The following is a 19,429-nucleotide window of genomic DNA, read 5'->3' as shown; positions in this document are numbered from 1 at the left end:
CCATCACCACTCCCCCACCCGGGATGGTCGGACGCAACGGTTCCGACGATAGATCACGCCGCCGGGATCCGCAGCGCACCGCGCCCGGCTTGTCGAATTCCCCCTCGGTCGCGGCCGGTACGCCACTACGCTCTGCCGTGATGGACCGTCGACATGCCCTGCGCGCCGCGGCCGCGCTCGCCGTCGGCGCAGTTCCCGCCACCGGTTGCACCGCCCGCGGCGCGCCGCACGGCGCGGGTCCGACCGGGGCCATCGCGGGCAACGCGACCGCCGCGCCGTCGACGGCGAGCCCGCCGCACGGCCTCTCCCGGCCAGTGCCCGCCGAGGTCACCCACGGTCCGCGCGACCGCCCCGCCGTCGCGCTCACCTTCCACGGGCAGGGCGAGGCACATACGACGCGTGCCCTCCTCGGCGAGCTGGAGCGGGGCGGCGCCCGGGTCACCGTACTCGCGGTCGGCAGCTGGCTGCAGGAACAGCCGGCGATCGCGCGGCGCATCCTCGACGGGGGTCACGAGCTGGGCAACCACACGCAGAACCACCTCGACATCTCCGGCCTCGGCCCGGCCGACGCCCTCGCCGAGATCACCGGCTGCGCGCAGCTGCTGCAGCGGCTGACCGGCTCGATCGGCACCTGGTTCCGCCCGTCCCAGACGAGGCGCTGCGCCGCGCCGCTCCGGGCACAGGCGCAGCGGGTCGGCTACCCGAGCTGCCTCTCGTACGACGTCGACTCCCTGGACCACACCGACCCGGGCGCGGCGGCGATCGTCGGCACGGTCGGCGCCGCCGTCCGCAACGGGTCGATCATCAGCCTGCACTGCGGTCATCCGGGGACGGTGGCGGCCATGCCGGCGCTGTTGGAGCTGCTGCGCGGACGCGGTCTGCGACCGGTGACGATGCGTGAGCTGATGGCATGAGCGACGCCGGGCGGGTGCGGGCGCTGCACCGCTACCCGGTGAAATCGGCCGGCGGCGAGGCGCTGCGCACGGCGCGGGTGGGGACCGACGGTCTCGTCGGCGACCGGATCTGGGCGCTCGTGGACGACGACGGGGTCGTGGTCAGCGCGAAGCATCCGCGTCCGTGGGGGCGACTGCTCGACGTGACCGCCCGGGTGCAGGCGCTCTCCGACGAGGTCACCGTCGCCGTGCCGGACGTCGCGGTCACCCCCGCGGGCAGCCCGGAGGCGAACGGCGCGCTGTCGAGGTGGCTCGGTCGCCACGTCACGCTCACCCGCAGCCCGCCACCGGATCCGGTGCTGCACCGGTGGTGGCCGGAGGAACCCGGCCTGATCCCGGAGTGGGTGACCGGCGCCGTCCCCGGCACCGCCACGAGGACTCCGCTGCCGCCGCACCCGGAGGGCCGGTTCTTCGACGGCGGCACCGTCCACCTGGTCACCACCGCCGCCCTGGCCACGCTGGCCCGACGGCACGGGCGGCCCGTCGACCACGGTCGGTTCCGCCCCAACATCGTCGCCGAACTCCCCGCCGATCCCGCGCCCGGCCAGCGGATGCGCATCGGCACGGACGTGGTCATCGAGGTGACGCTGCCGACGCCGCGCTGCGCCGTACCGGCGTTGGACCACGGCGGCGGGGCGGATGACGGGCTGTTGCGCACGCTGGCCCGCTACCACCGCACGGAGATCGCCCCCTTCGGCCGGGCGACCTGTTTCGGCGTCTACGCCGCCGTCGTGACGCCGGGACGCGTCCGCGTCGACGACGACATCGCCGTGCTGTGAGCTCGCGGGTCCGACCCGGACGACTCTCCGGATGACCGGAGGCGTCGCGCGGGAGCGGTCATCGCGCGCGCGTCTCCGTCCCCCGGGTGACCCCCGCGTCGTCGGTGGTGATGCGGTTACCAGGGGCCAGCGGACCGAGCCCGGCCAACGCCGCCATCGTCTCGTCGACCAGTCGCGGCGGGGCGGCGGAGCCAGCGGTCACCCCGACCGCGCGTGCGCCGGCCAGCCAGCGCAGGTCGACCGCGTCGACGTCCTCGACGAGGTACGCCGGAGTGCCGCCGCGGAGGGCGATCTCGACCAGGCGGCGGGAGTTGGCGGACCTGCCCGATCCGAGGACCAGCACCACGTCGGAGCGGGCGGCTACCGCCCGCAGCGCCGCTTGCCGGTTGGTGGCGGCGTAGCAGGTGTCGTCCGTCGATGGACCGGTCAGGCCCGGGAACCGACGACGCAGGACCTCCAGCACGTCGCTCACCTCGTCCATCGCGAGCGTGGTCTGCACGAGGTACGAGACCCGCGCGGGGTCGGCGACCTCCACCCGCTCGGCGTCCTGCGCGCTCTGGACCAGCGTGATCCGCTCGGGCGCCTCGCCGAGCGTGCCCTCGGTCTCCTCATGTCCGGCGTGGCCGATCAGCAGCACCGTGTCCCCCCGCCCGGCGACCCGGCGCGCCGCACTGTGCGCCTTCGTCACCAACGGGCAGGTCGCGTCGATCACCGGCAACCCCCGGCGGGCGGCGGTGGCACGGACCGCGGGCGGAACCCCGTGCGCGGAGAAGACGGTGGGCGCGCCGTCGGGGATCTCGTCCAGATCGTCGACGAAGACCGCCCCGCGCCGACCCAGGGCCGCGACGACGTGCGCGTTGTGCACAATCCGCCGGCGGACGTAGACCGGTGGGCCGTGCTGATCCAGCGCCCGCTGCACCATCGCGATGGCCCGCTCGACGCCCGCGCAGAACGACCGGGGCTCGGCCAGCTGCACCTGGCGTACGGTGGTCGCCGCGGCCCACTCGACGAGCGCCGGCGCCGCCGGTGGCAGCGCGCGCAACGCCGTCGCGAGCCGGCCCAGCGCGAACGGGTGCAACCGGGGTCGCGGCGGCAGGTCGGCGATCACCCGGACGCAGGCGACGGGGCGCCCCCGGGCGTCGGCGAGCAGCGCGGCCGACTCGGTGTCGACGGCCAGGGCGCCGGTGCACGCCAACCGCAGCCGCGTCGCCGCGTCCGGCAGCCGCGCGGCGGTGACGACGGGTCCGATGTGGACGGTCAGGCCGCGACGGCGCAGACTCGCCGCGATCATCGGCGCGGTCGGGCATGGCAGGGTGTCCCACGGCGCGTTGTCGCGCCGCACCTCGCTCGCGACGACCAGGTCACCGGGGCGCAGCGCCGCGGAGAGCCCGCCCGCGATCCCGGCCACGGCCAGCGCCGAGGTGCTGCGGTGCCGGCTCGCGGCGTCCGCCGCACGCGCCGTCCCGGTGCCGGTGCGGTGCAGCGGCGTGCCCGGGGGCAGACCCCGACCCAGCGCGCGCGCCTCGGCCCGCAGCACGGCGAAGAGGACCCACTCATCGCTCGGCCCGGTCATCCCGCGCTCCCGACCAGCGAGGTGAGCCAGTGCCGGGTGATCCCGGAGCGGGTCGGGCGGGGCGGCCCGGGCAGCGGGTCGTAGCCGCTGCGGGCCAGAGCGGCGAGGGCGGCCCGGCCACCGGCGACCTGCGCCGCGACCGTCAGCCGGGCCCACCCGCGCAGCGTCGCGACGAGCGGGGCGCCCGCGTCCAGCCAGGTGGCGGCCCGGGACGCCTCGAGCCGGATCACGTTGCGCAGCGGAGCGCGCGCCCGCGGTGCGTCCAGGTCCCGCTCGGTCACCCCGAACCGCGCGAGGTCCTCGGTCGGCAGGTGGACCCGGCCGCGGCGACGGTCCTCGCCGACGTCCCGCAGGTGCTCGACGAGGCGCAGCGCGGTGCAGATCCGGTCGGAGAGGGCGATCCGTTCGGGAGTCGCGACGCCGAAGACGTGCAGAACGAGTTCGCCGACCGGATCGGCGCAGAGGTGGCAGCACTCGACGAGACCGGCGAAGGAGGCGTGCCGGACGACGACCCGGTCGACCCGGTTCGCGGCGATCAACCGCAGCAGCGGTTCGATCGGCAACCCGCAGGCGGCCACCGTCGGGGCGAGCCCGGCCAGGGCGGGATGCGTCGGCGCCCGGCCGTCGTACAGCCCGTAGAGCTCCGCCTCCAGCCGACGCAGGGTGGCCGTCCGATCCGTCGGGGCACCGGCCATCCCCGGCCCGTCGGCGGTCGCCGGGTGGTCGCCGAGTTCACCGACGAACCGGGCGTAGGCGTCGAGGGCGAGCAGGTGCCGACGGATCCGTTGGGGCAGGACCGCGAGCGCGAGCGGAACGTTCTCGCGGGCCCGGGGGGCGTGTGTCGACCGACGCCCGACCGCGCGGTGGCCCGGCGGCCCGGCGGTCCAATCGAGCAGTGTCACGGCGCCTCCCGTACGGGTCCAGGCACGCGCCGATCGGCTCCGGAAACAGCAATCACGGTGCGCCGTCGCCGCGTCCGCGGCCCTTACCCCTGAATCCGACCGGTAACCCCCGTCGGCCAGCGGAAGTTGCGAGCGATCGCGATCACCTGTTCCCGCCCACCGTGCCGGCTGTCGCGCCAATCATCGCGAACGGCGGTGGCCGCAGGGCGCGGCGGCGCAGGATGAGGGACATGAGCGACCAGGACGAGGCGGGCGGCGGCGACGCGGCCGGCGGCCCGGACGACGACACGACCGCGGGCGAGGATGACGACGATGGCGCGAGCGAGGTCGGCACGGATGCCGACGAGAGCGGCGGGCAGCAGGCGGAGGATCAGCCCTACGAGTAGCGCCGCCCCTGCTGCGGCCGGCGCTCGTTCCTGATCCGCCGCTCAGCAATGACCTCCCGGGCCCGGCGACGACCGGGACGATTGCGTCCGGACGGAATGCGGCTACGGTTGGGACATGTCGGAGATCGTTTATCCGCCGGTCATCGCGGCGGCCAAGGCCATGTTTCGGGTACTCGATCTACGGATTCAGGTGGAGGGGGCCGAGCACATCCCCGCCTCCGGCGGCGCGGTGATCGCCTGCAACCACGTCAGCTACCTGGACTTCATCTTCTGCGGACTCGGCGCCCAGCCGGCCCGTCGGCTGGTCCGGTTCATGGCCAAGAAAGAGGTCTTCGACAATCGCGTCTCCGGGCCCCTGATGCGGGGCATGCACCACATCCCGGTTGACCGCAGCGCCGGACTCGGCTCCTACCGCCAGGCGCTCGCGGCGCTGCAGGAGGGGGAGGTCGTCGGCGTCTTCCCCGAGGCCACCATCAGCAGGTCGTTCACGATCAAGGATCTCAAGAGCGGGGCGGTACGGCTCGCCGCCGCCGCACAGGTGCCGCTGATCCCGATGGCCGTGTGGGGTTCGCAGCGTCTCTGGACCAAGGGCCGCCCCCGCACGCTGACCCGGCGACACGTCCCGATCTCCATCCTGATCGGCGAGCCGCTCGCCCCGCAACGTCGCGATGACTACGACGCGGTCACCGGCGACCTCCGGGAGCGGCTCTCCACGCTGCTCGATCGGGCTCAGCGCGACTATCCCGACACTCCGGCCGGGCCGCAGGACGCCTGGTGGCAGCCCGCGCATCTGGGCGGCGGGGCACCGACGCCCGAGACGGCGGCGGCGATGGACGCGAAGACGCCCGAGTGATCCACTGACCGCGCGGTCGGGCAGCCGGGGGAAGCGCAGCACGCCGCCGTCGCAGCGGCCGGAACACGACTGCGCATCACATACGCCCTGGGTTCGCGCGAGCGGACACGCACGTAACACGCGTGACAAGGATTGTCGCGTACGTGAGCAGGCGCGGCGCATGGGTCAGGCGGGGCTGGGTAGGAGCGGAGGATCACCCCCGCGCCGGGCACCGTGACCATCGGGTATGAACGCCCGCTAACCTGGCGACTGATCAGCTGTGATTCGGCCGGTGGCCGGATCGGCGGCGGAGGTCCACAACGGCGTGGGCGGCACATGGCGGGAGACCATCCCGCTCCTACTGGTTGATGTGATCGTGCGCCCGGAGGACCGGTCGAAGATGAACAAGAAGCTTGACACGATTTTCGCCAACGTGGTCCGGCGCAACCCTGGGGAAGAGGAGTTCCACCAGGCCGTGCGCGAGGTGCTCGAGAGCATCGGACCGGCGCTGACCAAGCACCCCGAGTACGCCGAAGCGAAGATCATCGAACGGATCTGCGAGCCGGAGCGGCAGGTCATCTTCCGCGTCCCCTGGGAGGACGACCGGGGCGAGGTGCAGATCAACCGCGGGTTCCGGGTGGAGTTCAACAGCGCCCTCGGCCCGTACAAGGGGGGTCTGCGCTTCCACCCCTCGGTCTACCTCGGCATCGTGAAGTTCCTCGGCTTCGAGCAGATCTTCAAGAACGCCCTCACCGGCATGCCGATCGGCGGCGGCAAGGGCGGCTCCGACTTCGACCCGAAGGGGCGCTCGGACCGTGAGGTGATGCGCTTCTGCCAGAGCTTCATGACCGAGCTCTACCGCCACATCGGTGAGCACACCGACGTGCCGGCCGGCGACATCGGCGTGGGCGGGCGGGAGATCGGCTACCTGTTCGGCCAGTACAAGCGGATCACCAACCGGTACGAGTCGGGCGTGCTGACCGGCAAGGGGCTGACCTACGGCGGCGCGCAGGTACGGCGCGAGGCCACCGGCTACGGCGCCGTCTTCTTCGCCGAGGAGATGCTGCGCGCCACCGGCGACGGGCTCGAAGGCAAGCGGGTGGTCGTCTCCGGCTCCGGCAACGTGGCGATCTACGCGATCGAGAAGGTGCACCAGCTCGGCGGGACGGTGGTGGCCTGCTCCGACTCCTCGGGCTACCTGGTCGACGAGAAGGGCATCGACCTCGAGCTGCTCAAGGAGATCAAGGAGGTACGGCGGGCCCGGCTGAGCGAATACACCCAGGCGCGGCCGCACGCCACCTTCGTCACCGGCGGTACGGTGTGGCAGGTGCCCTGCGCGATCGCGATCCCGTCCGCCACCCAGAACGAGATCAGCGGCGCGGACGCCGCCTCGCTGGTCGCCGGCGGCTGCCTCGCCGTGGTCGAGGGGGCGAACATGCCGACCACCCCCGAGGCGGTGCGCACCTTCGAGCAGGCCGGCGTCCGCTTCGCGCCGGGCAAGGCGGCCAACGCCGGCGGCGTCGCGGCGAGCGCGTTGGAGATGCAGCAGAACGCCAGTCGCGACTCGTGGAGCTTCGGGCACTCCGAGGAGCGGTTGCGGGAGATCATGCGGGACATCCACGCCCGCTGCTTCACCACCGCGGACGAGTTCGGCATGCCGGGCAACTACGTGGCCGGGGCGAACATCGACGGCTTCCGGCGGGTCGCCGAGGCGATGCTCGCGCACGGTCTGATCTGACCCCACCCGTCCCACTGCGCGCCAACCGGCGCGCAGTGGGACGAACCGGCGGTCGGCCACGGACAGCACCGATGACCGGGACGGCGGGCGATCGGCCTGGCCTCATCCGTTGCGCGTAGCGCCGGTCGTCCATCCATCCCTGTTCGGCCCGGTGTTCAGCGGAGACCGCCGGTGCAGGAGTACGCCATTCCTATGGGCGTCGCCGGGATGACCGCGGACCTTCCACGCACGCGCCGGCCCGTACCCGGGTTCCACGGCATCCCGGTGCTCCTCGCCGACGATCACGCGCTCTTCGCCGAGGCGCTGCAGCTCCGGTTGTCCCGTGAGCCGGATCTGCGGCCGGTCAACGTGGCCTACACCGTCGAGCAGGCCCGCACCCAACTCGTCCGGGACCATCCCGGCGTCGTCGTGCTCGACGTGGCCTTCGGCGACGGGAGCGGGCTGTCGCTCGCCGAGTACGTGCGCGACGCTTCGCCGGACAGCCGGGTGCTGATGCTCACCGAGGTGGCGGCGGTCTGCTCGGTGGTCGCCGCGCTGCGGTCCGGCGTGCGCGGCTGGCTGCCCAAGACGATCGAGCCGGAGCAGCTGGTGCGCGCGATCCGTGGCGTTCACCGGGGCGAGGCCTGGCTCTCCCCCGACCTGCTCGGTCAGGCGCTGACCGTCCTGATGCGACGTGATGCCGAGACGGCGGACCCGCTCGCCACGCTGACACCGCGCGAGCGTGAGGTGCTGCAGGGCATGGTCGACGGGCTGGGGCGCGCCGGGATCGCGCAGCGGCTGCACGTCTCGACCAACACCGTGCGCACCCACACCCAGAACATCCTGGCCAAGCTCGGCGTGCACACCACGCTCGAGTCGGTGGCGCTGGCGCTGCGGCACGGATTGCGGGCCACTGGCGGTTGACCGTGGGCAGCGTCATGCAAACGACGTAGCGAAATCTGCGGCAATCACCAGATTTCATGATTCCGACTTGTCGCTAATGTTCTATTCACGTTGTTCATGAATCAGCCTGCGGACGCGAGTCGCCGCATTGCATATCGACGACACAGCCGAGCAGTCGCCGCGGCGCCAATCGCTTCGCGGCTATCGCCCCAACCATCAATCGGCCCACGCCCCGGTCGGGCGTCCGGCCGTGACCTCGCCCGCCCGACGGGGCGCGCGACGCGGTTCGCGGAGGACCGAATCGCAGCCCAGAAGGGTCGACTCTGATCGGCTCGGCGGTACCAGGAGCCGATGCCACAGCGGGGCGGACTCATCAGGAAATGGCAGTTCGGGTCAAGTTGAAAGTCCATTCGGGAAGGGAAACTTGATGGAATGTAATTCGATTCCCATTACTGGCGGAATGGGAAGAAGCGCGTCGCACATCGTCCAGGAACGCACCGGTCGGGCAGCGTCAGACCGATGGGGGGACCTGTGACAACCACGCCTCAGAACATCGACACCCCCGCAAGCATGGTGGCCGGCCCACTCTCCCCGCCGCCGGTGGACGGCACGACGGGCCCGGCCGGGCAGGAGGGCGTGGTAGCGCGCAGCCTTCCGCAGATGCGAGAACCACGGGGGGACAAGCACGAACTGCCGATCAACGGTCATCCGGAGCGGCAGAGCGTGAGCGTGGTGATCCCCGCGCTCAACGAGGAGCACAACATCCCGTGGGTGCTCGAGCGGATGCCACCGATCGTCGACGAGGTGGTCCTCGTCGACGGGCACTCATCGGACCGCACGATCGAGGTGGCGCGCGCCGTCCGCCCGGATGTCGTCGTCGTGCCGCAGCACTTCCGGGGCAAGGGCGACGCCGTGCGGGTCGCGCTTCGCGCCGCGACGTGCGACCTGATCGTGATGATCGACGCCGATGGCAGCATGGACCCCGCCGAGATCCACCGCTTCGTGACGCCGCTGATGAACGGCTACGACTTCGTCAAGGGTTCCCGGTTGCTGACCGGCGGCGGGTCGACGGACCTGACAGCCCTCCGCAAGCTCGGCAACCAGATGTTGGTCCGGATGACAAACACCATGTTCCTCGTCCGCTTCACCGACCTGTGCTACGGCTTCCTGTCGTTCCGCCGCGAATGCCTGTCCGCCCTCGCCCTCACCGCGCACGGCTTCGAGATCGAGACGGAACTCGTCGTGCACGCCCTGAAGGCGAACCTGCGCATCGCCGAGGTGCCGAGCACCGAACTCCCCCGTCGTTGCGGCACGTCCAACCTCCACGCGTTCCGCGACGGCAAGCGGGTGCTCCGCACGCTCATCCGTGAGCGTTTCGTGCGACGCCCACGCCCGGTGGTGGACCCGATCGACCAGCGCGTTCTTCACCAGTGGCGGCCTGCGGTCGTCGACGTACGGGACGAGGCGCCGCGGGAGGCACTGAGCGAAGGAAGCCTGCGGTGAACGTCCTGCGGTGCCGAAAAGGCAGAACACACGCCAGTGCCCTGATCGCCGTGCTGCTCGGTGTGCTGCTCGGCGTCGCGCCGATACCGGATCGCCTGCCGACAACTGCGAACGCCGCCCCCGGCGACATCGGCTACGCCGGACCGTCGTACGCGGGAGACGGGCAGGACGCGACCGGGGAGAAACCGGAGAGCAAGTTGTGGTGGAACGACGGCCTCTGGTGGGCGGCGTTGTTCGACACGGCCAGCGGGACGCACCACATCTTCCGGTTGAACCGTTCGACGCACAGGTGGGTCGACACCGGCACCATGATCGACAATCGGCCGGGGACCCGGTCCGACGCGCTGTGGGACGGCACCCGGCTCTACGTCGCCTCGCACGTCGGGGCCACTTCGTCAGCGGACGCCACGTGGGGCAACCCCGCACGGCTCTACCGCTTCAGCTACAACCCGGCGACGAAGACGTACGCCCCCGACGCCGGCTTCCCGGCGCGGATCAACAACGTCTCCAGCGAGACCCTGACCATCGACAAGGACTCCAGGGGCGTGCTGTGGGCGACGTGGGCGCAGGACTCGGAGATCTACGTGAACTCCACGACGGCCGGGGACGCGAGGTGGGGCAGCCCGTTCGTCATCCCGGTCGCCGGGGCCAGCACGGTGTCCAGCGACGACATCTCGGCCGTCGTCGCCACGCGCGGCGGTCGGATCGGCGTGATGTGGAGCAACCAGCCCGAATCCACGGTCTACTTCGTCAATCACACGGACGGCGCGCCGCGGACCGAGTGGATCGTCAGTAACACGCCGGTAGGCGATCCCGGCCTCGCCGACGACCACATCAGCCTCAGGTCACTCGATGCCGACCCGACGGGCCGGGTGTTCGCCGTCGTCAAGACGAGCCTCGACGACGTCGACCCGTCCTTGTCGACGGCGCCGCAGATCCTGCTCCTCGCCAGCAACCCGGCGACCGGCACCTGGTCCACGGCCACCGTCGGCGAGCTCGACGACTGCCACACGCGGCCGATCCTCATGCTCGACGCCGAACATCAGATGCTGCATGTGTTCCTGACCGCGCCGGACAGCGGGTGTCCGTTCTCCGGATCCGCGGGAACCATCTTCCACAAGAGCTCGCCGATGAAGCCCATGAGCTTCCCGGCCGGCCGCGGCACGCCGGTCATCCGGGACACCCTGTCGCCCACCCTCAACAATGTGACGTCGACCAAGCAGAGCGTCAGCGGCGCGACAGGGCTGGTCATCCTGGCGAGCAACAACGACACCGGCCGCTACTGGCACGCCGACCTGGCGCTGAAGCCGTGAGCGCCGAACTCGCCCCTCGCCAGCGGCAGGTGCGGCAGGCCCGACCGTTCGCGGTAGCCAGCCCGGCACCGCGGCGCGCGTGGGAGGAGGTGCTCGCCTCCGCTCCACGCGCCCTGCCGAGCCAGACACCCGGATGGCTCGACTGTGTCTGCGCCGTCGGCGGGTACGAGAACGTGTCGCGGCTCTACGAGACCGTCGACGGCCGGCGGCTGGTGCTCCCGCTGGTGCGGCGCACCGTACTGCGCCGGGTGTTCTGCACCGAGGCCTCGCTGCCCATGGGGTGGGGGCCGGCGGGTCTGCTCGGCGAGGGCGGAGTCGTCCGGCCCGAGGACGTGCGGATGGTCTTCGCCGACCTCGCGGGCCACCACGCGGCGGGCGTCGCGCTGCGCCCCGACCCCATGACGGCCACGTCCTGGGAGGAGGGGAGCCCATCCGGCGTCGTGCGCCAGCCACTCATGGCCCAGACGCTCTCCCTCGCCGGCGGCTTCGAGAAGGTTTGGCGGAGCCGGTTCCGCAGCGATACCCGCAACCGGGTGCGCCGGGCGCAGCGGGCGGGCGTCGTCGTGCAGCGCGATGACTCCGGGGGGCTCGTGCCGCTCTTCCACGAGCTGTACGCGAAGTCCGTCGACCGCTGGGCGCGCCGGGCGGGCGAGCCCGTCGCGCTGGCCCGCTGGCGTGCCGCGCGACGCGAGCCGGAGCGCAAACTGCGTACGGTCGCCGCGGTCTGCGGCACCCGGTGCAGGGTGTACAGCGCGCTCGTCGACGGCCGTCCGGTGGCGGCGATCGTCGTGCTGTTCGGAACCGCGGCCGCGGCCTACTGGCGGGGCGCGATGGACGAGGAAGTCGCCGGCCGCACCTACGCGAACTACCTGCTGCACCGCACCGCGATCGAGGACGCGGCCGGCGCCGGGTGCGCGGCCTACCACATGGGCGACTCCGCCCCCGGCTCGCCGCTGGCGCTCTTCAAGAGCCGCTTCGGCGCCGTTGACCAGCACTACTCCAGTTACCGGCTCGAGCGGCTCCCGGTCAGCGCACTGACCGAGCGCACGCGCCGCCGGGTCAGCGAGAGTCTGCGGCGCAGGCGGGGACGGGAGTAGCGCATGGACCGCAGATCGCCGCAGCCTCCGCACCCGCCGATCGAGGCGACCCGATGAGAAGTGACCAGGTCACGCTGCCCGCGCAGACCGCACCCGCGGCCGGCCGGCACCGGATGGACCGCCAGCGGACGGCGGACGACCAAGGGCTCGCCCACTCGGTGCTGGCCGGCCTCGACAGCGCTGGCGTCCGATGGTGCCTGCTGCGCAGTGGCTGCGTGGGACGCAGCCCCGCGGACGACGTCGACGTCCTCGTCGCGGCGGCCGACCTCGCGCGCGCGGTGACAGTGATCGAGGCGTACGGGCTGGTCCGGCTCCGGGCCTACGGTCGGGGGACGCACATGTTCTTCCTCGGCCTCGACCCCACTGCCAACTCGTGGGTCGAGCTGGACCTGGTGACCGAGATCGCCTACGGCCGAAACTTCGAGGTGCGCACGGCGGTCGCGGCAGAGTGCCTGGCGCGGCGCCGACGGGAGCACGGTGCGTGGGTGCTCGCCCCCTCCGACGAGTTCTGGGCGCTGCTGCTGCACTGTCTCCTGGACAAGCGCGCCTTTCCGGAGCGCCACGTGCGTCGGCTCGCGCAGCTGCGAGAGGCGCCGTCGCCCGACAGTCCGCTCGTGCGGGCGATGCCGCCGAAGGCCTCGCCCTCGACGCTGCTGGCGCACGCGCGCGCGGAGGAATGGTCGGCGCTGGCGGCGCGGCGCGTTGGTTTCCTCGCGGCATGGCGGCTCGCCCATCCTGTGGCCACGACCCGACGCTGCATCGTCTCGGCCGCACTGCGGGTCGTCGAACGGCCGCTCCAGGCGTGGGGTCGGCGCGGTGCCAGCGTCGCGTTGATCGGCCCCGACGGTGCCGGCAAATCGACCCTCGCCGAAGGCATCGAATCGGCGTTCCACTTCCCGGTGCGCCGGATCTACATGGGACTGTGGCCGTCCGCCGAGCCGCCGCGCAACCCGGTCGGGCAGGGACTGCGCATCCTGCTGCGCCCCTTCGTGGTGTGGCGCCGCTACCTCTCGTCGGTCCGCCACCGCGCGCTCGGACGCCTCGTGGTCTTCGATCGCTACGTCTACGACGCGCTCCTACCCCCGCGGGGGTCGCTTCGGTGGCTCAAGCGGCCGTACTTCCAGCTGCTCAGCCGCCTGTGCCCGGCGCCGGACGTGGTTCTGCTGCTGGACGTGCCCGGACCGGTCATGCATCTGCGGTCGGGCGAGTACGACCCCGCGCACCTCGAAGCCGAGCGGGCGCAGTTCCGGCTCCTGCGGCGACGGATCCCGCACCTGGAACGCGTGGACGCACACCGGCCGCGGGAGGTCGTGCTCGCCGACGCACTCGCGCGGATCTGGCAGCACTACGTTGATCGGGCTGCCAGATGAGAGTCGCGACGGTGTGTACGGCGGGCGGTGTTGCGCGAGCGGCTCGCCCGGTGGCGGCACCGGCCCGAACGGGTTTCCCCCGTGCGCAACGTCGGGTCCCGGGGATCGTGGTGCTGCTACGGGTCGGGTTGGCGGTGGCACCGCTGCTCGTCGTCTTCGTCATCGTCGTTCTGGTCCGCTTCCGTGATCTCGCTTAGCATCCCCCGGCGCCCGGCAGCGGTAGACGGCGTGCGACGAATGGCGGACAACCCAGGCGCTTCGGGTGAAACCGAGCCACGGGCTTGTCGCGTTATGCCTGGTGCTGACCGACAGGGGAGGTGCCAACGTGGACGAGGTGAGAACCGACCCGGGACACGAAGATCCGGGTGGCGAGGGCGGGCGTGGTCCGGCGAGAGCGCTGGTGAGCAACCCGCGCTCGCCACGGGTCCCCGCCCCGGCACCCCACCCGGACATCGAGAACGGGCATCGTGATCTCACCCGGCTGCGGTCCCGGCGGATCAGCCACGACATCCACCACGAGATGGGCACGATCTCGCTGCTCGCGACACTGCTGAGCACCGCACCGGACGTCGGAGCGGAGAGCAGGGCGCGGGCACTGCTCATATTGAAAGAGATCCGCTGGCTCGACCGGCTGCAGCGCGAGTACGAGGAGTGTCTGCTCGCACCGGCGGAAGCGGCCCGCCGGGCGTCACCCGAGAACATCCGGCTGGATCTCGTCGCGGCCGAGGTGGTCGAGGCGATCCGGCTCTCCCACACGACGCTGATCGAGTTCCGCGCCGAGGAGCTGACCGCCTTCACCGACCGGCTGGCCTTCTGGCGCGTGCTGCGCAACGTGCTGCTGAACGCGGTGCGGGCGGCCGGGCCGTCCGGCACGGTGCGGGTTCGGATCAGTATCGAGACCGACGGGGCGGTGACCCACGTCGAGGACGACGGCCCCGGTTTCAGCACCGTCCCACCCCGGCCGGGCTCACTCGGCCTCGACATCGTCCAGGATCTGGCCAGCGGATGGGGCGGCGGCCTGGAGATCCGGCGCGGCAGGCTCGGCGGCGGCTGCGTCCGGCTGCGGATACCCATCGTGCCGCCACCGGGGCAGCAGCGGATTGAAGGGCTGCGGTCGTGATCCGCGTGCTCATCTGCGACGACCACGTCGTCTTCGCCGAGTCGCTCGCCGAACTGCTGCGCGCGTCCGGCATGCACATCGCCGGTGTGGCGGCACATCCCGACCGGGCGGTGACCATACTTCGCCGCGAACCGGTGGACATCTGCCTGCTCGACGTGATGTTCGGCCATGACTCCGTCCTGCCCCGGCTGGCCGATTTCCAGCAGCTCACGCCCCGCCCGAAGATCGTCCTGCTCACCGGCCGCGTCGACACCGACCTCGTCGCGGTGGCGCGCAGAGCCCAGGTGGTCGGTGTCGCCGACAAGCGCTACCTGACCCGGGAGATGGTGCAGGTGCTCGACCGCGTGCACGCGGGCGAACACGTCTTCCCCCAGAACACCGGGCCGCTACCGCCCACCCGGGCGACCGGCTCCGACCCGGTCCAGCAGGCGCGGCGGTTCGCCGACTTCCTCACCCCGCGCGAGCGGCAGACGCTGAGCGCGTTGGTCGGCGGCGACGACACGCGCCAGATCGCCATCACCCTCGGGGTGACACCGGCCACCGCCCGCTGCCACATTCAGCGGGTGCTGACGAAGATGGGCGCGCACTCCCGCGTGGAGGCGGCGGCGACCGCGGTGCGCTCCGGCCTGATCAGCCCGGAGACCGGCGAGTGGCTGCTGCCCACCCACTGACCACACGATCAGCGGTGGGCAGCAGCCGGGGCGGCCTGCCGCTCCCCCGCGACACCACTTCCGGCTAACGGGCTGCCGGCGCCGGCGCCGGACCAACGGGACGGGCATCGTCCAGCACGGTGGCCGCGCCGCCCGACAGCACGGCCGGCAACTCGCCGGGATGCAGCACGCCGAGCCGTTGCGTGGCCCGGGTGAGCGCGACGTAGAGGTCGCTGTGCCCGCGCGGCGACTCCGCCACGATCCGCTCGGGGTCGACCACGAGCACCCCGTCGAACTCGAGCCCCTTGGCCTGGCGCACGGTCAGCACCACGACCCGGCTCTCCAGCTCGGGATGCTCACCGACGGCCGCCTCCGGGAACTCGTCGGTGACCGCACGGCCCAGCTCCTCGATCCGTCCTTCCGGCACGATCACGCCGAGCCGCCCCTCCCCCACCTGGGTGGACTCGCCGCGTACCCGCTCGACGAGTCGTGCGGCGAGCCCGTCGGGCTCCACGCGCAGCGTCCACGGGGCGACGCCGGACTCACGGACGGAGCGCGGCGGCCGCAGCGACGGGTCGATGCCGGCGAGCACGCCGGCGGCGACGGCCATGATCTCCGCGGGAGTGCGGTAGTTGACCTCCAGCTCGGCCAGCCGCCACCGGTCGGCCACGTACGGCTCGAGGACCTGCCCCCAGGAGGAGGTGCCGGAGAGGTCGCCGGTCTGTGCCACGTCTCCCACGATCGTCATCGAGCGGTTCGGGGAGCGGCGCATCAGCAACCGCCAGGCCATCGGCGACAACTCCTGCGCCTCGTCGACGATCACGTGGCCGAAGGCCCAGGTGCGGTCCGCGGCGGCCCGCTCGGCCGTGGTCCGGCGGTCCTCGTCCTCGTGCCGCTCGCCGAGGCCGCCGGCGGTGAGCAGGTCGGTGGCCATCAGGATCTCGGGGTCCTCCTCGTCCTCGAGGTCGATGGAGCGGGAGCCGATCATGATGTCCAGCGCGCCCTCGGCGTACTCGGCGAGCGCCTGCCGACGCTGCGCCACCCGGACCGCGGCGGCCCGGTCGTCCTCGCCGAGCAGCTCGGCCGCCTCGTCCAGCAGCGGCACGTCCGCAGGGGTCCAGCCCTGCGCCGGCCCGCGCAGCAGCGCTCGCCGTTCCTCGGCGGTGAGCCCCGGTGCGGCGGAGGCGATCCGGTCGGGATCGGTGAACAGGTCAGCCAGCAGCCGCTGCGGGGTGAGTACCGGCCAGAGCCAGTCGAGGGCGGCCTTGACCTCCGGCTCCTCCCGCAGCTCACGACGGATCTCGGCGAGGTCGGCCTCGTCGAGCAGGTTCTCGCCGCCGAGCGGATCGGCGCCGATGCGGTCGGCGACCTGCCGGGCGAGCGCGTGGATGATCTCCGTGTCGAAGATCGGCCGGGCCAGGTTGTGCAGCTTGCCGGAGCGGCGGGCGGAGGCCCGCGCCTGGCGGCATGTCTCCGGATCGAGCAGCAGGCTCTCCCGTTCGACCACGATCTCCAGCGCCTCGTCCGGCACGCGTTGCCGATCGAGGATGGCCGCCGCGAGCACGTCGCCCATCGCCAGCCGGCCCTTGATCTCGGCCGCCGCCGCCGGCTCGGAGCGGCGGGCGGTGACGCCGGGGAACAGGTCGCCGAGCGTGCGCAGCAGCACGCCCGTCTCGGCCAGCGAGGGGAGCACCTGCGAGATGTAGCGCAGGAACGTCGGGTTGGGGCCGACGATCAGCACGCCGCGGGTGGAGAGCTCCCGGCGGTGGGTGTAGAGCAGGTACGCGGCGCGGTGCAGCGCGACCGCGGTCTTTCCGGTGCCGGGGCCGCCCTGCACGACGAGAACCCCGCTCAGGTCTGCGCGGATGACGCGGTCCTGCTCGGCCTGGATGGTCTCGACGATGTCGCGCATCCGGCCGGTGCGCCGGGCGCCGACCGCGGCGAGCAGCGCGGCCTCGCCCGCGAGCCCGGCATGGCCGGCGCGGCGGGCCTCGGTGAGGTCGAGTACCTCGTCGTCCAACCCGACGACCTTGCGACTCCTGGTACGGATGTAGCGGCGGCGCGCGACGCCCTCGGGGGAGGCGGCGGTCGCCAGGTAGAAGGGTCGGGCGGCGGGGGCGCGCCAGTCGATCAGCAGCGGTTCGTGGTCGCCGTCGTCGTCGAAGATGCCGATCCGGCCGACGTAGCGGGGCGTCGCGTCGTGAAAGTCCAGCCGCCCGAAACAGAGCCCGTTCTCCACGGCGCTGAACTGGGCCAACTGCTCGGTGTAGAGCGCGACGGAGCTTTCCCGCTGGGAACGGTCCTGCAGGGTGCCGCCGGTTTCCCGCAGTGCCCGCCTCAGCCGCTCGGCGGCGTGTTCGCGCAGGTTGTCGAGGCGACCGTAGAGCATCCCGACATATCCCTGCTCGCGGCCGAGATCATCGGTCCGCGTCTCGCCTGGTGCGCTGGCAGAGCTTGACAATGCGTCTCCCTGTTTGCTAACCTTCTCAACAGAACCGCGACTTCAGCGGTTCTTTTTTGTGCGCTCGAAATGTCGAAGATAGCGCATCGGCGCGCCCGTCGACGGATCTCCGTCGCACGGCGGCGGCCACTCCCCCAGCTACCGGTCTCCACGGCGGCCATCGCCGGCTTGGCTGATCGCGACGCGCCGCGTCCCCACCCCTAGCATCGGAACAGATCACCGACGAGGGAGACGCCATGCCACAGCCCGAAGGCGCGGAGCTGGAAACCATCCGCGCCCGCCGCAGCACGCTGCGCGACACCTACCTGCGCCCGGCGGCGCAGCGCCCGGCCGGCACCGGCCGCGGGCTGCACCACATCGCGCTGGTCTGCCGCGACGTCGAGGAAACCATCCGCTTCTACCAGGATTTCCTCGGATTTCCCCTGGTCGAGCTGGTGGAGAACCGGGACTACGCCGGCTCCAGCCATTTCTTCTTCGACATCGGCAGCCGCAACCTGCTCGGCTTCTTCGACTTTCCGGGCCACGACCACCAGCCGTACGTGGAAACCATCGGCGCGGTCCAGCACATCGCCATCTCGGTGACGGCCGAGCGGTTCCAGGAGGCGAAGGCGCGGTTCGACGCCAACGGCGTGGATTATCTGGGGCCGGACCGCGGGGTCGAGGACAGCCTCTACATCCGCGATCCCAACGGGGTGGGGATCGAGCTGTACTGCGAGGAAATCGGAGTGTTCGAGGGTGAGGAGCTGATCGACCCGGTTGCCTGACCGCGACGGTCAGGGGGCGTTGCCACCGGCCCACGCGGCACCCAGCAGCCGACGCAATCCGCCGGCATCGACCGGGCGGGGATTGTCGGCGGGCACCACCGGCAGGATCAGCCCGACCGCGGCGTCGAGCTGATCCTCGCGCAGGTGGAGCTCACGCAGGGCCATCGGGGCGCCGAGCCGGCTGGCGAGGTCACGGAGCCCGCCGACCGCGTCGCGCACCCCGAGCGCCGCGGCGGTCCGGCGCGCCGCGTCCGGTGCGGCCGGGGCGTTGAAGGCGAGCACGTACGGCAGCAGCACGGCGTGCGTCTCCGGATGCGGCAGGTCGTAGGCGCCGCCGAGCGCGTGGCAGATCTTGTGGTGCAGCCCGGAGCCGGCCACCGCGAAGGCGGATCCGGCGAGGTAGGCGCCGTAGAGCAGGTCGGCGCGTCCCGTCGGGTCGGCGCCGTCGGCGGCGACCGCCGGCAGCCCGGTCGCGAGCGCGCGGATCCCCTCCGCCGCCAGCAGCGCGGTGACGGGATTGCGGCCCGGCGCCCAGAACGCCTCGACGCAGTGCGCCAGCGCGTTGAGCCCACTGACGACGGAGAGCCGCGCCGGCAGCGCGTGGGTCAGCTCCGGGTCGTAGATCACGGTCCGCGGCAGGACGCGCCGGTCCACCCCGGTCGTCTTGCGGGCGCCGTCGGTGATCCCCCACACCGGGGTCACCTCCGATCCGGCGTACGTGGTCGGCACGGCGATCACCGGCAGGTCGGCGGTGAGCGCGACCGCCTTGGCGGTGCCGGTGGTCGAGCCGCCCCCGACGCTCAACACCGCGTCGGCGCCGGCCGCGGCGGCGAGCGCACGCGCCTGCTCGGCGACCTCGGCCGGAACGTGCGGTCGGACGCCGGTGAAGGTCGCGGCGAGCCGGTCACCGAGCGGGGCGACCAACTCCCGCGCTGTGGCTTCCGCCGATCGACCGACGACGAGGAGCACGCGGGTCGCGCCGAGCCGCTCGATCTCCGACACGAGACGCGTCCGCGCCGTTCCCTCGCCGAAGACCACCCGCACCGGTAGCGCCTCGTGGTCGAACTCCCGCACGGTCCCTCCCTGGCTGTCATGGTCGACCGGCT

16 protein-coding genes and 1 pseudogene are annotated in these 19,429 nt (G+C 72.3%); 13 read left to right on the top strand and 4 right to left on the bottom strand.

Going from position 1 to position 19,429, the window contains the following annotated elements:
* Positions 1-140: 140 nt before the first annotated feature.
* Together AB0J06_RS19355 and AB0J06_RS19350 are read left to right on the top strand one after the other, a co-directional pair.
* Complete coding sequence (locus AB0J06_RS19355) at positions 141-914, top strand: polysaccharide deacetylase family protein (protein ID WP_357430316.1); 774 nt, start codon at positions 141-143, stop codon at positions 912-914.
* Positions 911-1,732, top strand: coding sequence for an MOSC N-terminal beta barrel domain-containing protein (locus AB0J06_RS19350; RefSeq protein WP_357430315.1), 822 nt, complete (start codon positions 911-913; stop codon positions 1,730-1,732). Before AB0J06_RS19355 ends, AB0J06_RS19350 begins: the two co-directional genes overlap by 4 nt.
* A gap of 58 nt (positions 1,733-1,790) precedes the next feature.
* On the opposite strand, the gene ispH is transcribed toward AB0J06_RS19350, so the two are convergent.
* Together ispH and AB0J06_RS19340 are read right to left on the bottom strand one after the other, a co-directional pair.
* Entirely contained in the window at positions 1,791-3,305 is a 1,515-nt protein-coding gene (gene ispH / locus AB0J06_RS19345) for a 4-hydroxy-3-methylbut-2-enyl diphosphate reductase (RefSeq protein ID WP_357430314.1), read from the bottom strand.
* Positions 3,302-4,207 carry a squalene/phytoene synthase family protein gene (locus AB0J06_RS19340; protein ID WP_357430313.1) on the bottom strand — a complete coding sequence of 302 codons (906 nt, stop codon included), beginning with the start codon at positions 4,205-4,207 and terminating at the stop codon, positions 3,302-3,304. Before AB0J06_RS19340 ends, ispH begins: the two co-directional genes overlap by 4 nt.
* A 230-nt stretch (positions 4,208-4,437) precedes the next feature.
* Here AB0J06_RS19340 and AB0J06_RS19335 point away from each other — a divergent pair, with 230 nt between their 5' ends.
* The 10 genes from AB0J06_RS19335 to AB0J06_RS19290 all read left to right on the top strand — a co-directional run bounded on the left by AB0J06_RS19335 (position 4,438) and on the right by AB0J06_RS19290 (position 15,119).
* Positions 4,438-4,593: a hypothetical protein gene (locus AB0J06_RS19335; RefSeq protein WP_357430312.1), complete on the top strand. Its 156-nt coding sequence runs from the start codon at positions 4,438-4,440 to the stop codon at positions 4,591-4,593.
* Positions 4,594-4,708: 115 nt separating this feature from the next.
* On the top strand, positions 4,709-5,446 hold the full coding sequence (locus AB0J06_RS19330) for a lysophospholipid acyltransferase family protein (RefSeq protein WP_357430311.1): 738 nt from the start codon (positions 4,709-4,711) through the stop codon (positions 5,444-5,446).
* Positions 5,447-5,825: 379 nt separating this feature from the next.
* A complete protein-coding gene (gene gdhA, locus AB0J06_RS19325) occupies positions 5,826-7,163 on the top strand; it encodes an NADP-specific glutamate dehydrogenase (RefSeq protein WP_357430333.1) in 1,338 nt (445 codons plus the stop codon).
* A gap of 171 nt (positions 7,164-7,334) precedes the next feature.
* Positions 7,335-8,066 (top strand): response regulator transcription factor, encoded by a 732-nt coding sequence (locus AB0J06_RS19320; protein WP_357430310.1) that lies wholly within the window; start codon positions 7,335-7,337, stop codon positions 8,064-8,066.
* Between the two features lie 639 nt (positions 8,067-8,705).
* A complete protein-coding gene (locus tag AB0J06_RS19315; protein WP_357430309.1) occupies positions 8,706-9,548 on the top strand; it encodes a glycosyltransferase family 2 protein in 843 nt (280 codons plus the stop codon).
* Positions 9,545-10,861, top strand: a complete 1,317-nt coding sequence (locus AB0J06_RS19310) for a hypothetical protein (protein ID WP_357430308.1) — start codon at positions 9,545-9,547, stop codon at positions 10,859-10,861. The genes AB0J06_RS19315 and AB0J06_RS19310 overlap by 4 nt, the downstream gene beginning before the upstream one ends.
* Positions 10,858-11,958, top strand: coding sequence for a GNAT family N-acetyltransferase (locus AB0J06_RS19305; RefSeq protein WP_357430307.1), 1,101 nt, complete (start codon positions 10,858-10,860; stop codon positions 11,956-11,958). Before AB0J06_RS19310 ends, AB0J06_RS19305 begins: the two co-directional genes overlap by 4 nt.
* Positions 11,959-12,011: 53 nt before the next feature.
* Positions 12,012-13,328: a hypothetical protein gene (locus AB0J06_RS19300; RefSeq protein ID WP_357430306.1), complete on the top strand. Its 1,317-nt coding sequence runs from the start codon at positions 12,012-12,014 to the stop codon at positions 13,326-13,328.
* A gap of 325 nt (positions 13,329-13,653) precedes the next feature.
* Positions 13,654-14,448 (top strand): sensor histidine kinase, encoded by a 795-nt coding sequence (locus AB0J06_RS19295; protein ID WP_357430305.1) that lies wholly within the window; start codon positions 13,654-13,656, stop codon positions 14,446-14,448.
* On the top strand, positions 14,445-15,119 hold the full coding sequence (locus tag AB0J06_RS19290) for a response regulator transcription factor (protein WP_357430304.1): 675 nt from the start codon (positions 14,445-14,447) through the stop codon (positions 15,117-15,119). Before AB0J06_RS19295 ends, AB0J06_RS19290 begins: the two co-directional genes overlap by 4 nt.
* A 157-nt stretch (positions 15,120-15,276) precedes the next feature.
* Here AB0J06_RS19290 and AB0J06_RS19285 read toward each other — a convergent pair.
* Positions 15,277-17,487, bottom strand: a pseudogene (locus tag AB0J06_RS19285) (AAA family ATPase); the annotation flags it as partial.
* A gap of 308 nt (positions 17,488-17,795) precedes the next feature.
* Between AB0J06_RS19285 and AB0J06_RS19280 the strand changes: the two are divergent.
* Positions 17,796-18,323 (top strand): VOC family protein, encoded by a 528-nt coding sequence (locus tag AB0J06_RS19280; protein WP_357430303.1) that lies wholly within the window; start codon positions 17,796-17,798, stop codon positions 18,321-18,323.
* Positions 18,324-18,332: 9 nt separating this feature from the next.
* Here the strand turns inward: AB0J06_RS19280 and AB0J06_RS19275 are convergent, their stop codons facing one another.
* A complete protein-coding gene (locus AB0J06_RS19275) occupies positions 18,333-19,397 on the bottom strand; it encodes a maleylacetate reductase (RefSeq protein ID WP_357430302.1) in 1,065 nt (354 codons plus the stop codon).
* Positions 19,398-19,429 lie beyond the last annotated feature (32 nt).

The organism is Micromonospora sp. NPDC049679, assembly GCF_040659735.1.
Lineage (GTDB): Bacteria > Actinomycetota > Actinomycetes > Mycobacteriales > Micromonosporaceae > Micromonospora_I.
This window is presented reverse-complemented; position numbering and strand designations above follow the sequence as displayed.